Origin of the sequence: Sporomusa sp., assembly GCF_035561255.1 — a bacterium.
GTDB lineage: Bacteria > Bacillota > Negativicutes > Sporomusales > Sporomusaceae > Sporomusa.
In genome coordinates, this window is record NZ_DATMXX010000141.1 from 1 (window position 1) to 16286 (window position 16286).

The 16286-nt window shown below is 47.6% G+C and carries 18 protein-coding genes and 2 pseudogenes; 19 read left to right on the forward strand and 1 reads right to left on the reverse strand.

Going from position 1 to position 16286, the window contains the following annotated elements; genetic code table 11:
• Positions 1 to 164 precede the first annotated feature (164 nt).
• The 5 genes from VN379_RS07840 (at position 165) to VN379_RS07860 (ending at position 2063) form a co-directional block, all read left to right on the forward strand.
• Positions 165 to 377, forward strand: coding sequence for a DUF2922 domain-containing protein (locus VN379_RS07840; protein WP_084574435.1), 213 nt, complete (start codon positions 165 to 167; stop codon positions 375 to 377).
• Between the two features lie 14 nt (positions 378 to 391).
• Positions 392 to 604 (forward strand): YvrJ family protein, encoded by a 213-nt coding sequence (locus VN379_RS07845; protein WP_325532555.1) that lies wholly within the window; start codon positions 392 to 394, stop codon positions 602 to 604.
• Positions 601 to 747 (forward strand): hypothetical protein, encoded by a 147-nt coding sequence (locus VN379_RS07850; protein ID WP_325532557.1) that lies wholly within the window; start codon positions 601 to 603, stop codon positions 745 to 747. The genes VN379_RS07845 and VN379_RS07850 overlap by 4 nt, the downstream gene beginning before the upstream one ends.
• 186 nt (positions 748 to 933) lie before the next feature.
• Complete coding sequence (locus VN379_RS07855) at positions 934 to 1686, forward strand: TPM domain-containing protein (protein ID WP_325532559.1); 753 nt, start codon at positions 934 to 936, stop codon at positions 1684 to 1686.
• Entirely contained in the window at positions 1680 to 2063 is a 384-nt protein-coding gene (locus VN379_RS07860) for a NusG domain II-containing protein (RefSeq protein WP_325532562.1), read from the forward strand. Before VN379_RS07855 ends, VN379_RS07860 begins: the two co-directional genes overlap by 7 nt.
• A gap of 60 nt (positions 2064 to 2123) precedes the next feature.
• On the opposite strand, the gene VN379_RS07865 is transcribed toward VN379_RS07860, so the two are convergent.
• Positions 2124 to 2468 (reverse strand): four-helix bundle copper-binding protein, encoded by a 345-nt coding sequence (locus tag VN379_RS07865; RefSeq protein ID WP_325532564.1) that lies wholly within the window; start codon positions 2466 to 2468, stop codon positions 2124 to 2126.
• 162 nt (positions 2469 to 2630) lie between these two features.
• Here VN379_RS07865 and VN379_RS07870 point away from each other — a divergent pair, with 162 nt between their 5' ends.
• The 14 genes and pseudogenes from VN379_RS07870 to VN379_RS07925 form a co-directional block, all read left to right on the forward strand.
• Positions 2631 to 2900, forward strand: coding sequence for a metal-sensitive transcriptional regulator (locus tag VN379_RS07870; protein ID WP_325532566.1), 270 nt, complete (start codon positions 2631 to 2633; stop codon positions 2898 to 2900).
• An 80-nt stretch (positions 2901 to 2980) separates the two neighbouring features.
• Positions 2981 to 3394: a copper ion binding protein gene (locus VN379_RS25255; RefSeq protein WP_422663621.1), complete on the forward strand. Its 414-nt coding sequence runs from the start codon at positions 2981 to 2983 to the stop codon at positions 3392 to 3394.
• Between the two features lie 178 nt (positions 3395 to 3572).
• Positions 3573 to 4840: pseudogene (locus tag VN379_RS25260) on the forward strand (hypothetical protein); the annotation flags it as partial.
• A gap of 59 nt (positions 4841 to 4899) precedes the next feature.
• The gene (locus VN379_RS25265) at positions 4900 to 5130 is read left to right on the forward strand and encodes a hypothetical protein (RefSeq protein WP_422663622.1); all 231 of its coding nucleotides are present in this window, start codon (positions 4900 to 4902) and stop codon (positions 5128 to 5130) included.
• A 46-nt stretch (positions 5131 to 5176) separates the two neighbouring features.
• Positions 5177 to 5380, forward strand: a complete 204-nt coding sequence (locus VN379_RS07880) for a CopZ family metallochaperone (protein WP_325532568.1) — start codon at positions 5177 to 5179, stop codon at positions 5378 to 5380.
• A 413-nt stretch (positions 5381 to 5793) separates the two neighbouring features.
• Positions 5794 to 6096, forward strand: coding sequence for a hypothetical protein (locus VN379_RS07885; protein WP_325522471.1), 303 nt, complete (start codon positions 5794 to 5796; stop codon positions 6094 to 6096).
• Positions 6097 to 6421: 325 nt separating this feature from the next.
• The gene (locus tag VN379_RS07890; protein ID WP_325532570.1) at positions 6422 to 7657 is read left to right on the forward strand and encodes a type II restriction endonuclease; all 1236 of its coding nucleotides are present in this window, start codon (positions 6422 to 6424) and stop codon (positions 7655 to 7657) included.
• A 282-nt stretch (positions 7658 to 7939) separates the two neighbouring features.
• Positions 7940 to 9283 carry a TolC family protein gene (locus VN379_RS07895; protein ID WP_325532572.1) on the forward strand — a complete coding sequence of 448 codons (1344 nt, stop codon included), beginning with the start codon at positions 7940 to 7942 and terminating at the stop codon, positions 9281 to 9283.
• A gap of 29 nt (positions 9284 to 9312) precedes the next feature.
• Positions 9313 to 10614, forward strand: a complete 1302-nt coding sequence (locus VN379_RS07900) for an efflux RND transporter periplasmic adaptor subunit (protein ID WP_325532574.1) — start codon at positions 9313 to 9315, stop codon at positions 10612 to 10614.
• Positions 10615 to 10625: 11 nt separating this feature from the next.
• Positions 10626 to 13811 (forward strand): CusA/CzcA family heavy metal efflux RND transporter, encoded by a 3186-nt coding sequence (locus VN379_RS07905; RefSeq protein WP_325532576.1) that lies wholly within the window; start codon positions 10626 to 10628, stop codon positions 13809 to 13811.
• Between the two features lie 110 nt (positions 13812 to 13921).
• Positions 13922 to 14380, forward strand: a complete 459-nt coding sequence (locus VN379_RS07910) for a hypothetical protein (RefSeq protein ID WP_325532578.1) — start codon at positions 13922 to 13924, stop codon at positions 14378 to 14380.
• Between the two features lie 25 nt (positions 14381 to 14405).
• Positions 14406 to 14963: a C40 family peptidase gene (locus VN379_RS07915; RefSeq protein ID WP_325527245.1), complete on the forward strand. Its 558-nt coding sequence runs from the start codon at positions 14406 to 14408 to the stop codon at positions 14961 to 14963.
• Between the two features lie 56 nt (positions 14964 to 15019).
• Complete coding sequence (locus tag VN379_RS07920; protein WP_325527243.1) at positions 15020 to 15457, forward strand: GerD family protein; 438 nt, start codon at positions 15020 to 15022, stop codon at positions 15455 to 15457.
• 614 nt (positions 15458 to 16071) lie between these two features.
• Positions 16072 to 16286, forward strand: a pseudogene (locus VN379_RS07925) (group II intron reverse transcriptase/maturase); the annotation flags it as partial.

The following is a 16286-nucleotide window of genomic DNA, read 5'->3' on the forward strand; positions in this document are numbered from 1 at the left end:
CTGAAGTCTAACGCAACTGAACAGAATGTTTTTGATGTTGCCCAAGCGCTTGCCGATTTGCAGAAACATACTGTTACCGACGTTGCCTTAACTGAGCGCTGCAATCTCATTAACCAGTAACTGGAACCAAGGTTTTTGAATAAAAAGAAGGGAGGTACTAATCGATGAAAAAGTATTTGGACATGACGTTCCGCGATTCCGTTGGTAAAGAGGTCACTCTTAGCCTGCCGGATCCTAAGGACGATTTAACTTTGGCTCAGGTCAACACCGCCATGGATACCATTATTGCAAAAAACATTTTGGTCAATCGCGGCAGCGAACTGGTTAGCCGAGTAGAGGCCATTGTCCGCATCTCTGATAGCGTAGCGCTAGTGTAAAAAGTAGGTGGGCTATGGATGTCTGGCAGGTAATCGGGCAGGTGGGGTTTCCCATCGCGGTGGCAACCTGGCTGCTGGTTAAGCTTCAGACTACACTGGAAGCTTTCACTAATGAAGCCATAGAGCTAAAGGTTCAACTTGAAGCCCATGCCAGCCGGTGCATCAAGTGCCGTGAGAAGGGAAAACGTGTCATACCTGTGATAACGATGGAAAGGGGTAAAATGTGATATATAAGATTTCGGTAACGTGTAATCTCACCACAGGTGAGAAAGAAGTCGAGGTAACGGCCGGCGGCTTGCGAATCGTATATGGTGATAAACCAGAGGGAGATTGCATTATGGTCGAATTTGATACAGAGGAAATTTCCTAAAGTAGGAAGACGGTTAGTGTTTAGCACTAGCCGTCTTCTCTTTCAAGAAATATGATATAACATTGAGGACAAGGGACGATAACAATTAGAATATATAAAAACATAAGTTCTTCACCAAATATTCATAACTTCTTCATACTGAAAGAGTACAATTAATCTAAAGAGTTAGATAAGTAGGTGACTAGAATGAGGAAGTTACTGGTTTGGCTTATACTTGTGATATCTTTGGCAGTGACTGCCGTGGCCTCAGCACAGACGACAATACCGCCTGCGCCGGTCAGCAGCCGGTATGTACAGGATTACGCAGGCGTATTATCTGATGAAACTAAGGCTAAGATTAATAAACTAGGTAGGAAGATAGCAGAAACCACTAAGGCGCAAGTGGTTGTTGTCACCGTGAATTCGTTAGAAGGTATGCTGATTGAGGAATATGCCCTCGGTATTCTCCGCAAGTGGGGCATCGGTGACAAGACCCAGAATAATGGTGTCTTACTACTAATTGCAGTAAATGACAAGCAGTCGCGAATTGAGGTCGGATATGGTTTAGAGGGAGTACTCAATGATGCCAAAGCAGGTAGAATTCTAGATGAATCAGTGCTGCCGTATTTTCAGCAGGGTGACTATAGCCGTGGCGTGTGGACGGGATACAAGGCGTTGGTCAGTGCTATCTCTGATGAGTACGGTAAAGATGTACGAGCAAATGAAAAAAATAAAGCAACCGATGCAAGACTAGGTATCGCTACCTGGTGGAATGGATTGCCCGGATGGCTGCAATGGATAGCTTTTGTTGGTTTGGCCGCACTGGTAGCAGGTGATTGGTTATTCTTCGGCGGCAGTATTACTTTACTCTTATTATCTTTCTTACGTTTCCGCGGTGGCGGCGGTGGCGGTTACGGTGGCGGGTCAGGAGGAGGAGGAGGCGCTGACCGCAAATGGTAGGTATGACAAAGGCTGATAAAGTATTGGTTGTTTTATTACTCCTCATATCTGTAGCCGGTATTGGACTCAACATTTCAATAGCGGCTGCAGGTGGCGAGCAGCAGGCCGAAATATGGGTGGAGGGTATCTTATATAAAACTGTGCCGCTCAAAGAGGGGTATAAGCAAGAAATCCGGATTGGTGGCGATTCCCACTATGATATTATTGAGGTTCAGGATACCAGAATTCGGGTGCGAGAAGCTGATTGTCCCAACCAGGACTGCAATAAGATGGGATGGATCCAGCACGCGCCTCAGCAAATTGTTTGTCTTCCTTATCGCATTGTAATCAAAATTGTGTCGTTCGCTCCTTCTGACACAGATACAATAGTTCACTAGTAAAAAAGCTATGCCCCCGTTACTTAAGCACTGTGCTTAGGTGACGGGGGCAAGTTGCTGTTACTGCACCATTTTCCTGCATTCATTGGCACAGGTCTGGCAAGCGTCAGCGCACCGCTGGCAATGGGGGTCTCTAAATTGGGCGCAGTCACTGGCGCAGGCATCGCAGATGCTTGCGCAGAGAGAACATAGCTGTTTGGCATGATGACTGCCCCGGGCCATATATTGGGCAGACATCGCGCATATGTCAGCACAGTCACGGAGCATGTTGATACAGTGGGTTCTCGCTTTGGCATCAGCCTCTTGTAGGCACAAAGACAAGCATTCTTCGCAAGCTTGCATGCATGCGTTGCAAGCATCGATACAAGTTTGCATCTTAGTAGGGGCGTCTAGTACTGTCGGCATGAGTAATCCTCCCTGTAAAATTCTTATCTTATTATCCCAACAGCAGAGTAATTAATTCAGTATGGTTAGCCTGTTTTTTCTTAGGCAAGACTAAAAGCATTGACAGTTCATTATTTTAGTCTTACAATACATACTATACGGGGGTATAGTATTGGAACTTATATGTTAGATGACAAGGAAAAGACTGATATCAAAAAAAGACTGAGGCGAACCAGCGGACAAATCAACGGGATTGAAAAAATGATAGATGAGGGCCGCTATTGCGTGGATGTCCTGCAGCAGATTATGGCGGCTCGGGCGGCACTTAATCAGGTGGCGCTAATTATGATTGAGAGCTATACAAAAAGTTGTGTGGTTAATGCCATAAAAGAAAACCGTACAGAAGAAGCTGTTGATGAATTAATGGGTGTCTTATCCAAATTCACAAAATAAAGATAGACTGAGTCACTCTTCTTAGAGGCTCAGTTATTGAATAGAGTGAGGGTGCTACAAGAATTTAAGGGGTGAAAATTATGACCGAGTCAAACGGAGCATCTCTAGAGACTACATTTTTAAAAATAGGAGGCATGACATGTGCTGCCTGCTCAGGCAGGGTGGAACGCGGGCTCGCCAAACTCAAAGGAGTAGAAAAGGCTGCCGTCAATCTGGCAACGGAGAAGGCTTCTGTAACCTATGATCGCTCGCAGATTAGCCTGAGTGAGATAGCGCATAAGATTGAGGATTTAGGCTATCAGGTTGTCAAGGATAAGGTGGACTTAAAGATTACCGGTATGACCTGCGCGGCATGCTCAGGTCGCGTGGAAAGAGGCTTGAACAAGCTGCCTGGCGTAGCCAATGCTGTTGTCAACCTGGCGGTGGAGAAAGCTAACTCCTGTCCAATTTATTGCAGGCTGGCAGTTTTACCGAGGGGCTTATATGGTGCTTAAGAACGGCAGCGCGAACATGGATGTTCTGGTCGCGCTTGGAACTTCGGCTGCGTATTTCTACAGTGTAGCTAACGTACTGCGCCAGGCACCTGACTTGTATTTTGAAACATCGGCTATTTTAATAACCTTGATTATTTTGGGTAAATTGCTGGAAGCCACTGCCAAGGGGCGGACCTCTGAGGCGATTAAAGCCCTGATGGGGCTACAGGCCAAGACGGCCAGGGTGTTGCGTGAGGGGCTGGAATTGGACATCCCGGTTGAATCGGTCCTGGTCGGCGATATTGTAGTCGTGCGCCCTGGTGAAAAAGTACCGGTCGACGGCGTTATAGTTGACGGGACATCAACGATGGATGAATCAATGCTTACCGGTGAGAGTTTGCTGTTGATAAAAAGACCGGTGACCAGGTAGTCGGCGCAACCATTAACAAATTAGGCACCTTTAAATTTGAGGCTACTAAGGTTGGCAAAGATACCGCCTTGGCGCAGATTGTGCGGATTGTGGAAGAAGCCCAAGGGTCGAAAGCACCGATTCAGCGCTTTGCCGACGTGGTATCAGCATATTTTGTACCGGTCGTTGTAGGCTTGGCGCTGCTAACCTTTGCGGCATGGTTCTTTATCCTGGACCCAGGCAATTTCTCGCGGGCGTTGGTTAATTTCACTGCCGTATTAGTCATCGCTTGTCCTTGCGCACTTGGGTTAGCTACACCGACCTCGATTATGGTGGGGACAGGTAAAGGTGCGGAAAACGGGATCTTGATAAAAGGCGCTGAGCACTTAGAGAATGCCCATAGACTGACAACCATTGTTCTTGATAAAACAGGCACAATTACCAAGGGTGAACCTGAAGTTACCGATATTGTGGCGCTGGCTGGGCTTGCAGAAGATGAACTAGTGAGGCTGGCTGTCAGGGCAGAGAAAAACTCCGAGCATCCCTTGGCACAAGCTATTGTTAAGTATGGGCAAAAAGAAGGAATACCCCTGGAAGACCCTGAGTCATTCACCGCCATTCCGGGGCATGGGGTCGAGGTTACCATTGAAGGTAAACGAATTTTACTGGGTACTCGCAAGCTAATGCAAGAAAGTAATATTGAGTTTGAATCATCTGTTACTCAAATCGAAGAGTTGGAATTGCAGGGTAAGACAGTCATGTTATTTGCCTTAGAAAACAAGCTCAGCGGTTTGTTCGCTGTAGCTGATACCGTGAAAGAGAATTCGGCTCAAGCTGTATCCGAGCTGCAAACGATGGGCATAGAAGTATGGATGATAACAGGAGATAATATTCGTACCGCTCAGGCCATGGCTCAAACGGTTGGCATAGACAATGTTATGGCCGAGGTATTGCCAGAGAATAAAGCTGAAAAGGTAGCAGCACTCAAAAAAGAGGGTAAGGTTGTGGCTATGGTTGGTGACGGCATAACGATGCTCCGGCGCTGGCAACCGTCGACGTAGGCTTTGCTATTGGCACAGGCACCGATGTTGCTATTGAGGCGGCAGATATTACGCTAATGCGGGGTGACCTGACTGGTATTGTGGCTGCCATTCGCTTAAGTAAGGCAACTATGCGGAACATTAAACAGAATCTATTCTGGGCGCTTGTCTATAATTCGCTTGGCATTCCAGTTGCGGCAGCAGGATTTCTATCACCCGTGCTGGCAGGCGCGGCAATGGCCTTTAGTTCGGTTTCGGTGGTAACCAATGCACTTAGACTGAAACGGTTCAACCCGTATAGGGCCTAATGCAGGGAGTTACTATGCTGAGTCATATACGAGGGGAGGTGATGTTGTGAGTCAAGAGGAAACGATATTGAAAATTGAGGGTATGTCCTGCGGACATTGTAAAATGAGTGTTGAAAAGGCTCTCCAAGCTATTCCGGGAGTGGTAAGTGCCAGTGTTGACCTGGCAAAAAAAGAAGCACTTGTAACCGGTACTGCTAACCGGGGTGCGCTTGTGAAAGCCGTAGAAGAGGCTGGCTTTGACGTGGTTTAATTAAAGATCCGGTAAAGAAAACACGGCTTGCGCCGAGCCTTTGGCGAAAGCGGAAGTCGATTTGCCCTTATCCAGACGGAAAGTTATACTTTCTTACAGGACTGGAAAATACGCAAAAGCCTGCGTCGCAGGCTTTTGCGTATTTTATTTACTCCGATGAAAATATAGGTATTTTATCCAATGACCAAGCCGTTCTAAGACTCCCACAAGTGGAAGTTATACCCAAAGGGCACAGGCGAGCGGCTAAGTCCCTGGAAGTTGGTCGACTAAACTTCAGATGGGGTTAAAACCCCACCTGAAGCTAAGTCTCGCTTTATAGAGTTAATTCACACAAGTTCTTCATGAAATATTCACAAGTTCTTCATAAAGACTTGTTATAATAAAGGCAAATCCAAACAAAGGAGGAACACAAAATGAGGAAAGGCTTAATTATAGGTCTGGCAGTATTGCTGGTTATCGCGTTGGGTGCCACCTTCGCATTTGCTGAATCGCCCTCACAGGGTATGATGAATACGGGATATATGAACGAGATGCATAAAAAAATGGTTGAGCAGCATGTAAAAGACGGTGACCTGACGCCAGAACAAGCCAAAGTAATGGATGAGCATATGGCTAACATGGGTTCTATGATGAACGACATGACTGGCCGAGGCATGATGAATGACACTGCGAGCTGTCACTCCAATCAGCAAAGCACGGACATTCCAAAACAATAGTTGAACATCCGGGAATAGATAGTAGAGTACCACAACGAAAAAAGCTGTCTAGCTCTCCCTCGAGGCTATGCAGCTTTTTTATATTCGCAACGGTGTAGATGTATCAATAGCTAGCAAATAATTTCGAAGACTGTAGTGAAAGGGTGGATGCTGCTTATATGAGAGTGATTCTATTTGATGTTAGAGTGGTCCCGCAATTTCTATCCTAGAGTAATTTGGGGATCTCTTGCTCATTATGCGGATTCGATGTTGCGTTGCCAAATTTGCAGGGGTATTCTAGTCCTATCCGAATTCTATTAGGAATTAGATGCGCGGGGGGAAAAGTATGAGTATTGAAAAAACAATTCACGAATATAAGTCAGACCCGGAATCTGTCTATCAAACATGGTTCTTAGATAACCAGGAGCGTTTAAAGGCATTTCGCACAATAAAAAATGGTGTAAAAGTAGTAGTAAAAGAGATTGAAGAAAACACATTTGGTAATGATTTTAAAGGCTCATCCCTTGAGACAGTAATAACGGCAATAGCGGAACAAAAGCAGGTGTTCGAAGGCGCAGCCCATGCGTTCTACTGGAAACCCAAGCTCCGTATCCCCGATATATATGAAAACGCAGCAAATAAACAGGCTTTTAGCCGATTTTTAAAGGCGTGTTCTGCAGCATCTAACGAGCGGCAAATAGTAGAAGAAATAGTTAAATTGGATCGGCAACAGATAAAGGGTCTAGGTCCGGCAGTAGCCAACATCCTATATTTTCTTCAGCCATCCTTGTTTCCACCGTTTAATACCGCGATTGTGAATGGTTTTAATTTGTTATTCAATAAAAAACTAAAGCTAGGATCCTGGACTGCCTATTTGGAAATGAGAGAATCCATAATTAGTGCAAACCAAAACTATCGCAACATGACTTCGAAAGATCTTGGCATGATAGCCGGTATGCTCTTTGAAATAGGGACTGGGAGAATTGTAACTGAACAAAATTATACCCAGGTGATCAGCTTGGAAGAGAAGAAACTATTAGCGTCTAGAAGTAAACGGCATAGAGAAGTTTTAGAGGATGTTTTAGCCGACAATGAGCACAGTGAAATGCAATACCATCTTGCTAAACTGGGGAAATCACTCGGATGTAACGTTTGGGTCGCTCATAATGATCATAAAAGGGAATGGAACAGCACCAAATTGGGAGAACTCTCAATATCCAATCTTCCATTGAATGATATAGCCGATCCTATAGGCGATACAGTAGCACTAATTGATATCATTTGGCTGGACCAAGCTGGAAAAATCATCGCTGCTTTTGAAGTTGAGAAAAGTACCTCTATTTACTCGGGGATGCTCCGGCTTTATGATTTATCCCTTTCTATAGGCGTTTGTAACATGTATTTGGTTGCTCCTGATAAAAGGGAAAAAGAGATACAGGCTCAGCTACGGCGGCCATCATTTCGAGGGCAAAGGAACTTGATCTCATATCTGTTATTTTCTGATGTACGTCGTGACTGTGACGCTATGTGTAAATTTGGCAATTCTATTGAAGTTTTGAATAAAATCGCCAGATTCATCTAGATATAGCTTTTTCAAAAAGGTAGAGTTGATTTTTACTGATGCCATTGACCGCAGCACTACCAGATTTCTATAGTAATAGCAGTATAATTTTTTGCGGAAATTCATCATATTTTCATAGTTTCTTCATTAGTTCTTCAAAACTTTAAGGTATAGTATAGTAAAGAGTTTGGTCAAGTACCATGTTGGAGGAAAATTAGCAGTTAGCCGGTGTAGCTAAGACCTACACCTCTATATAAGCTCTTAGATCCAGAGCTAATAAATTAACTCCAGGGAGGTTGAACAATGAGTAGCATGTCCAATACTGGCATTTTAAGAGCATTCATCGTATTCGGTATTATGCTCGCAGCTAATTTGCAGCCAGTGTTCGCAGAGGAGCAGCCCATGACTCTGCAAGAGATCGTGAATAACGCGATCAAAAACAATCCGGCAGTTGTAGAAACCGAAAAAAAATGGGAGGAGAAGTCCAGTCGCATTCCCGCAGTCACAGCACAGCCTAATCTTAAAATCGGGATTATGAAGGACGATATCCCAACCTCAAGTTTGAATCCAGGTAAAGGTATGATGACCGAATTTGGCCTCAGCCAGGAAATTATGAATCCATCTAAGCTTAAAGCTATGGGTAAGATGGCAGAGAATGAAGCAAACATGACCAAAGCCGGCTGGGGTGAGAAACAGGTTGAGGTCTATGTACAGGCAAAACAGGCCTATTACGATTACCTTTATTCCAAACAAGCGCTGGTAATTGGTAAGGAGAGCCAGCAGCTCATGGGTCAGCTCGCGAAATTGGCACAAATCAATTACTCCACCGGTATGGTGCCACTGCAGGATACGCTGAAAGCCCAGACTGAGTTTTCTCAAATGACAATTGATCTGTTAAATATGGCGTCGATGGAGGCTGTGGCTAAAGCAAGGATCAACAACCTGATGGGGCGCAGTACGAATACCAGCTTTGAAGTTAAGGAAGAATTTACAGCACCTCCACCCAATTTTGATTTGGGAGGCCTTATTAAAACTGCGACTGAAAGTAAGCCATCAGTAGCTGGGATGCAGTATCAGGTGGAAATGGCCAAGAACGGGATCGATTTAGCGAAAAAGCAACAGTTGCCTGATTTTGAAGTCCGTTTAGGGTACAAAAAGAATAGGGAGCCGATGGTGGAATCACAAGTGGACCCTATGGACCCAATGAATACTACATTAATGCTTGGTGACCGAAAACCGACATGGAAGATTGAAGTCATGGCGATGCTTCCCATCTGGCAAGGTAAAAACAAAGCCGAAATAAAAGCAGCGCAGGCCAGCTTCGAAGCTTCAGAAGCTGCCTTGCAAAATATGAAAAACATGACCGAACTTGATGTCCAAATGACTCTGACCGAATCACAGGCAACCTGGCGTCAGATTGAACTATATAAGAATACCATCATTCCCCAGGCCGAACAGACCTACCAGGCTGCTGTTATAGGGTATACCAACGGCAAAGTTGACTTTATGACTGTCCTGGAAGGCGTTAATACCCTTCGCAACGCTAAACTCGGCTTATATAAAGCTAAAGTGGATTATGAAAAAGCGGCGGCCAATCTGGAAAAAGCAGTAGGGAAACCCTTGTTCACCAGTGGTGCACAGCCATAATGAGTAAGCCAGAAAAAGGAGAGGGCAGCATGATCGAAAAACTACAGGCCAAAAAGAAACTTATCATTGGTGTGACCGCTGGTGTTCTGGTAATAGGCGGTGCCGGCTACTACTATACCATGCAGCACAATAAACCAGCGGCTGTAGACCATACTGGACACCAAACGAATGCCGCGGTTATGGCCATGGGCGATACAGTCACCCTAGACGCCAAGGCCCGACAATTGGCTGGGGTGCAAACCGCGCAAGCAATCGTTAAGTCGCTGGCCAAGGAAATCAAAACCACCGGCAAGATTGCCATGAATGAAAGCGGCCGGACCTACATCACTTCCCGGGTCGAAGGACGGGTGGATGAACTGTACGTAACTGCTGAGGGGCAATATATTGCCCCTGGACAGGCTATTGCGTCTGTATATAGCCCAACCTATATTGCTGCTCAGGAGGAATATTTGTTAACTCTGGAAACTGTGCAAAAACTGAAAAACGCCAGCAAAGATGTAGTCCAGATCAACAACCGCCTGCTGGAAGCAGCCCGGCGCAAACTGCAACTCATAAATGTGCCTGACAGTGAAATCACTCATCTGGAGCATACCCGGCAAGCCAAGGATCATATGACCATCTATGCCCAGTTCGGCGGAACTGTGCTGGAAAAACAGTTGCTGCCGGGAGCATTCATTATGCCTGGTGACAAACTGTATAGCCTATCGGACTTAGCTACTGTTTGGCTGTATGCCGATATTTACGAAAAAGACATTGCAGGCATTAAACCAGGTCAACCAGTTGCAGTGACCAGTGGTGCCTACCCGGGGGAAACCTTTAATGGGAATGTGACCTTCATTAACCCGGTGCTCGATGATGCCACCCGGACGGTCAAAGTCCGGGTCGAAATGGCCAATCCTGCAGGTAGACTGAAGCCCAATATGTTTGTGAATGCTAATGTGCAAATCCCGCTGGGCGACAGCCTAGTTATACCCGAATCCAGTCTGCTAGATTCCGGCAGCCGTAAAATCGTCTTTGTGGCCCAAAGCGAAGATACCTTTGTTAAACGAGACGTAGTCATAGGACAGCACGCTGATGGCTATATTCAGATCCTGTCCGGACTGCAGCCTGGAGACACAGTGGTAACAGCCGCAACCTTCCTCATTGATTCCCAGACCAAATTAGGCAGCTTCGGCAGCCATGCCGGTCATGGTGGCTCAGGAGCCGCTACACCAGCACCTGCTGCCAGCGGCGCGGCTGCTCCGATCCAGTCACCGACCGCACCTGCTGCACCTGCTGTACCGGGCGCACCGGCTGCCGGGGGCGAACACAGCGGCCATAGCGGACATTAAGGAGGATCAGCATGCTCAATAAATTAATCGAGTTTTCCCTGAAAAATCGCGTGATTATCCTGGTGTTGTCCGCGCTGGTCATTGTCTGGGGCGTTTTTACCGTACGCGACACCCCCATTGACGCTTTTCCTGACCTGAGTGAAAACCAGGTGCTAGTCTCAGCCGACTGGATGGGCCGGGGGCCACAAGAAATTCAGGACCAGGTGACCTATCCGCTGGAAACGGCACTGCGAGGACTGCCAAAGGTTAAAGAAGTGCGTTCGGCTTCGTCTTTCGGAATGTCTCTCATAACTGTTATCTTTGAAGACGGGGTAGATCCGTACTTTGCCCGCCAAGTAGTAAATGAAAAAGTGCAACAGGCCATTCCTCAATTGCCACGCGGCGTACAGCCGGCCTTGGGTCCGGTCAGCACACCGATGGGCCAGGTCTTTATGTATACAGTGGAAAGTGATCGCCATAACCTGGCTGAATTACGTACCGTTGAGGATTTTACCATCAAACAGCAACTGAGCGCCGTGCCTGGAGTAGCCGAAGTCGCCAGCATTGGCGGCTATGTGATGCAGTACCAGATCAATCTTGATCCTCAGCTCCTGCAAAGCTACCGGATCACTTTCAACCAGGTATTTGGGGCGCTTGGCGCTAATAACGCCAACATCGGCGCCAAAGTTGTCGAACAAAACGGTCAGGAATTTATCATCCGCGGACTTGGTTTAATCCAGTCTCCTGACGACATTAAGAACATTGTGATCTCGCAAAATAACAATGTACCCATTTATATCAAAGATGTGGCCAATGTAACCGCTGGGCCCGATTTTCGCCGGGGCGTGCTGACCAAATCCGGCTATGAAGCGGCCGGGGGGATCGTTATTCAACGCATGGGCGAAAACACACTGAACGTGATCGACCAAGTGAAAGCCAAGATTGCCGAGATTCAGCCATCCTTGCCGGAAGGCATGCGGATCGTACCTTTTTACGACCAGACCGATCTGGTGAAAAAAGCGGTTAATACGCTGACTAGGGCATTGCTTGAAGAATTCATTTTAGTATCCATCATTGTCGTCGCCTTTTTAGGCAATGTCCGGTCCAGCCTGATTGTCACCAGTGCCATCCCCATTGGCATCCTGATTGCGCTGATTGCCATGAAACAGATTCACTTGTCGGCTAATTTGATGTCACTTGGCGGCATTGCCATCGGCATCGGCGTCATGACTGACGCGGCCATTGTTATGGTGGAAAATATCTTCCGGCATTTGGCCGAAGACCGCGGCCGGCGGAATATTATCGACGTAACACTAGAAGCGGCCAAAGAAGTGGCCGCGCCCATCTTCTTTTCCATCACGATTATCATTGTCACCTTCTTGCCGGTATTCACCATGACCGGTACCGAAGGCAAGATGTATACCCCGATGGCTTGGGCGAAATCTTTTGCCATGAGTGGCTCGTTACTGCTGGCATTCACGCTGGTACCCGTGCTGTGTACCCTTTTACTCAGAGGCAAGATCGAAGAAAAGGACACCTGGATTGTCGCCAAGCTGCATCAATGGTATGTGCCTACATTAAAATCAGTATTAAAGCACAGTAAAACCACGATTGTTATTGCTGTAGTGGTAATGATTGCCGGATTCTCGCTGTTGCCGCTTATCGGCACCACCTTTATGCCGGCTTTGGATGAAGGGACATTCCTGGTGATGCCAACCATGCTGCCCAGTGTGTCACTTACGGAAGCGCTGGAAGCAGCCAAAACCATGGATAAAGTGATCATGGAAATTCCGGAAATCGACATGTCGGTGGGCAAAGTGGGCCGGGCCGAGTCGGCCATGGACCCGGCGCCGATCAGCATGATTGAAACCATCGTCACCTTAAAACCCAAAGACCAGTGGCGGCCTGGTATGACCAAGGAGGCGATTGAACAGGAAATGATGGTCAGACTGGCCAACCTCCCCGGACTCAACTTAGCCTTTACCCAGCCGATTGCCGGCCGGTTATCCATGCTGACCACCGGGGTTCGTACCGAATTGGGCATCAAACTCTATGGGGAAGACCTCAAGGTGCTGCAGCAAAAAGCCTTCGACATTGAAAAAGCGCTGGCAACGGTGCCAGGGGTCAGCGATCTGCTGGCAGAACGGGTCTTTGGCGCTTCCTATCTGGAAATTCAGGTCAACCGGGAAAAAGCAGCCCGATACGGTCTGAGCATTGCCGATGTTGAAGACGCCGTAGAATTAGCGGTAGGCGGCAAAAATGCTACCACTACCATCGAAGGCCGCAAACGCTTTAACGTCTTGGTGCGTTACAACCGGGAAAACCGGGAAACCATTGATGCCATGCAAAATATCCTCATTCCGGTAACCGATGGCGGTGCTGCGGCGAAAAGCAGCGCTGGCGCGATGGGCGGCATGGGGGGCGGTCCAGCTGCCACAGCAGCCGGTCCAGCTACCGGCGCCTATGTACAGCTGGGCGAAGTGGCTCAGTTCCAGGTGGTGGACGGTCCGTCGATGATCAGCAGTGAAAACGGCGTCTACCGGATGATCGTGCAGATGAATACCCGGGGCCGGGACGTCGTCAGCTTTGTAAATGAAGCCAATCAAGTCATCAAAGAAAAAGTTGACTTGCCGGCCGGCTATTCTCTGAAATGGACCGGTCAGTATGAAAATCAGCAACGGGCGAAAGACCGGCTGTCGCTGGTAGTGCCAGCGGTCATCGTGCTTACCTTCTTCTTGCTCTATATGACCTTCAAGTCGGCCAGCGATGCTTTCCTTATCCTGATGAACATCCCCTTCTCCCTAGTGGGCGGCATTGTGGCCATGTACCTTACCGGCACCTATATGACGGTAGCGGCGGCTGTCGGCTTCATTGCCCTCTTTGGGATTGCGGTGCAAAACGGGGTCATCATGGTAACCTATATCAAACACCTGCGCGACCACCGGTCGTTGGAAGAAGCCATTATTGAAGGTGCCTTCACCCGATTGAGGCCGGTTATGATTACCGCTTTGGTTGCTAGTTTGGGCTTGTTCCCGCTCATCTTTGCCTCCGGCACCGGCGCTGAGGTGCAGCGTCCGATGGCTACTGTCGTCGTGGGCGGTCTGGTTACTTCTACGATTTTGACCCTGATCGTGTTGCCCTGCATCTACTTGGTCTGGAACAAGTGGCGCGAGCGCAAGAACCCACCGGTATCCGGTAACTCGCACACTGCCGACTAAGCGCGGTTATCTAAACTAACGAAGTTGTGGTGGGGGGATTCATGCCCCCACCCATAGCAAATAACATAACCTTTGAAATAAGATATAGAACATATTGGAGGCTGTAAATTATGAAAAAAAGTAAAGTATTGTTCGGCGTTTTAGCCATTGCCGTAGTGATGTCTCTGGTGGCGGGGTGTGGCTCCAGTGAAAAAACTGTTGCCCAGCCGCCGGCAAGTCAGGAGCAAGCATCCGGGCATCAGGGGCACAGCGCAGCAATGCCAAAGGAAGATCCGATGCCTATGATGAAAGACCTGGATAAATCCCTGCAAGACGTGGTTAAGCAGGTGAAGGCCGGTCAAACGATGGATGCGCAAAAGAGCGCCGCGCAACTGGTGAGTACCACCGATAAGGTCATGCCTCATATGATGGATGCCAGTTTAAAAGATAAACTGCGTAAAGCAGCAGTTGAAATTAAAGATAGTGTAAACTCAGGGAAAGCAGATCCAAGTGCCCTGGAGGGTAAAGCAAAATCCATGCAGGATCTTATGAAGCAAACTACGACCCACCTGCAAAGCATGAGTCATTAATTGGCTCGGAAAGGAGGAGCGGACGATGACCAAATGGGTGCTAATCGTCGTACTGGCCGGCACGTTGCTAAGCCGAACGGCAGAGGTTCAGGCCGCTCCGGCTCCCGGGTATAACCAGTTTGTCCAGTCGATTGACTCCATTCTGGCCGGGGCTGTTATGCCGGTCGTCGATGAACAGCAAATGGCCGCCCGTATTCCAGCTTTACCCAACGGTCAGACTGCGCAAATTTTAGCATCAGCCCGGAATATGCTTGGTCAGCCGGTGGTATGGGGCGGGGCTTCCCCTTCCCAGGGGTTTGACTGCTCCGGGTTGGTGCAGTATATTTACCGGCAGGCCGGCATCAATCTACCCCGTACCGCCGACTTGCAGTTCCTGGTCGGGCGGACGGTATCACCGGCAGCGCTGCAGCCGGGAGACCTGGTTTATTTCACCACCTATGAGCCAGGCGCGTCCCATGTGGGCATTTATATCGGCGGCGATAAATTTATCCATACTTCCTTTTCCCAAGGCATAGTAGCCATTAGTGATATGAACGAAGCATATTTCGTTAAACGCTATTATGGGGCAAAGCGAGTGTTATAATGTAACAAAGAAATCATGGAGTTTCAAAAAATATTATACTTATGGAGGATTTTGTAATGAATAAGAAATTCGCAATTTGGGTTGTTGGTGGTCTTGTAACCGCTTCTGTGTTTGGTTTAGGTGTCAGCCCTACAATAGCCAGCGCGGCCGAGAAATCACCTCAGGCATGTGAAACTCAGACAAATCAGATGGGTGCTATGATGGGGAACATGAATCCTAAGGCCATGGCTGAAATGATGAAAACACCGGAAATGCAAAAACAGTGTATTGAAATGCTGAAAAACCCCGAAATGCAAAAGGCAATGAAAGATGTTATGAAAACTCCCGAGATGCAAGCGGTTATGAAGCAGATGCTACAACAGGATATGAGTTTTCATCAGATGATGTCTGATTTGGTGAATTCTGTGGACATGAGCAGCGATCACAGCGGCCCAGAGCAGAGTGAGCAATCTTCGGGTGATTCTTCTAACGCCCATAGTGGTCATCATGGATAAGGTCGAGCCACAACAATAAAGAGAGACTTAGCTTCAGGTGGGGGTTTTAACCCCAGCTGAAGTTTAGTCGACCGACTTCCAGGGAAGCCTCTTAAACTCCCACTTTTAGAAGATGGGAGTCTTAGAGCGGGTTTCCATCGGATAAACGACATCGCGCAAGCAGCCCTCCGACTGGTGGAGGGCTGCTTATTCTTGTGCGCCCAGCATGGGCGCTTACTTGTTGGTGAAAGTCCAATACGGGGGTTGATAGTGCCAACCGTTAGCCAAAGGCAAGGGTGTCCATCGTGAGGTGGAATCTGAAGGAAGCTGGAGGCAAAGTCCCGCGCTGACGTACAGAAACTGCATATAAGGCAAATGTGAGCCGGATGAGTTTGCTAAACAAAACGAAATCCAATGCTACCCAAAGCTTACAGTGTAAATGCAGCAGCGATATGGGATGAAAGTTACTGGTCTTAATCGGGGAGATCTGACAGATATATCAAGCAGAGAATGTATTTTCGCCATGATAACCCATGCAGTGATGTGTGGCTGAACTGTCAGAAGTCAGCAGATGTCATAGTACCACGCGGATATATACGCTAGGGAAGGACAGAACGATAGGAGGTTTTAGAATTTTGAAAGACACTTCGAGACATGTTGAAAGCAGACAACTTCAAATCGAAGACTACCTGCAAAAGAATAGGGTGGAACCCGAAGGTATTGCCGGAGTGCCGAATGTCTCGTCTACGTCTGAGAAAGGACAAGACGGTGGCAATGAATATCCCGAAAACCTGCTTGAAAGGATACTTGACCGTAATAACATGAATATAGCATATAAAAGGGTCAAGTC

Coding starts and splice junctions, on each gene's coding strand:
- VN379_RS07890 (WP_325532570.1), top strand. CDS start 6,422: ATGAGTATTGAAAAAACAATTCACGAATATAAGTCAGACCCGGAATCT.
- VN379_RS07920 (WP_325527243.1), top strand. CDS start 15,020: ATGAATAAGAAATTCGCAATTTGGGTTGTTGGTGGTCTTGTAACCGCT.
- VN379_RS07895 (WP_325532572.1), top strand. CDS start 7,940: ATGAGTAGCATGTCCAATACTGGCATTTTAAGAGCATTCATCGTATTC.
- VN379_RS07840 (WP_084574435.1), top strand. CDS start 165: ATGAAAAAGTATTTGGACATGACGTTCCGCGATTCCGTTGGTAAAGAG.
- VN379_RS07885 (WP_325522471.1), top strand. CDS start 5,794: ATGAGGAAAGGCTTAATTATAGGTCTGGCAGTATTGCTGGTTATCGCG.
- VN379_RS25255 (WP_422663621.1), top strand. CDS start 2,981: ATGACCGAGTCAAACGGAGCATCTCTAGAGACTACATTTTTAAAAATA.
- VN379_RS07860 (WP_325532562.1), top strand. CDS start 1,680: ATGGTAGGTATGACAAAGGCTGATAAAGTATTGGTTGTTTTATTACTC.
- VN379_RS07870 (WP_325532566.1), top strand. CDS start 2,631: ATGTTAGATGACAAGGAAAAGACTGATATCAAAAAAAGACTGAGGCGA.
- VN379_RS07900 (WP_325532574.1), top strand. CDS start 9,313: ATGATCGAAAAACTACAGGCCAAAAAGAAACTTATCATTGGTGTGACC.
- VN379_RS07915 (WP_325527245.1), top strand. CDS start 14,406: ATGACCAAATGGGTGCTAATCGTCGTACTGGCCGGCACGTTGCTAAGC.
- VN379_RS07910 (WP_325532578.1), top strand. CDS start 13,922: ATGAAAAAAAGTAAAGTATTGTTCGGCGTTTTAGCCATTGCCGTAGTG.
- VN379_RS07865 (WP_325532564.1), bottom strand. CDS start 2,468: ATGCCGACAGTACTAGACGCCCCTACTAAGATGCAAACTTGTATCGAT.
- VN379_RS25265 (WP_422663622.1), top strand. CDS start 4,900: ATGCGGGGTGACCTGACTGGTATTGTGGCTGCCATTCGCTTAAGTAAG.
- VN379_RS07905 (WP_325532576.1), top strand. CDS start 10,626: ATGCTCAATAAATTAATCGAGTTTTCCCTGAAAAATCGCGTGATTATC.
- VN379_RS07855 (WP_325532559.1), top strand. CDS start 934: ATGAGGAAGTTACTGGTTTGGCTTATACTTGTGATATCTTTGGCAGTG.
- VN379_RS07845 (WP_325532555.1), top strand. CDS start 392: ATGGATGTCTGGCAGGTAATCGGGCAGGTGGGGTTTCCCATCGCGGTG.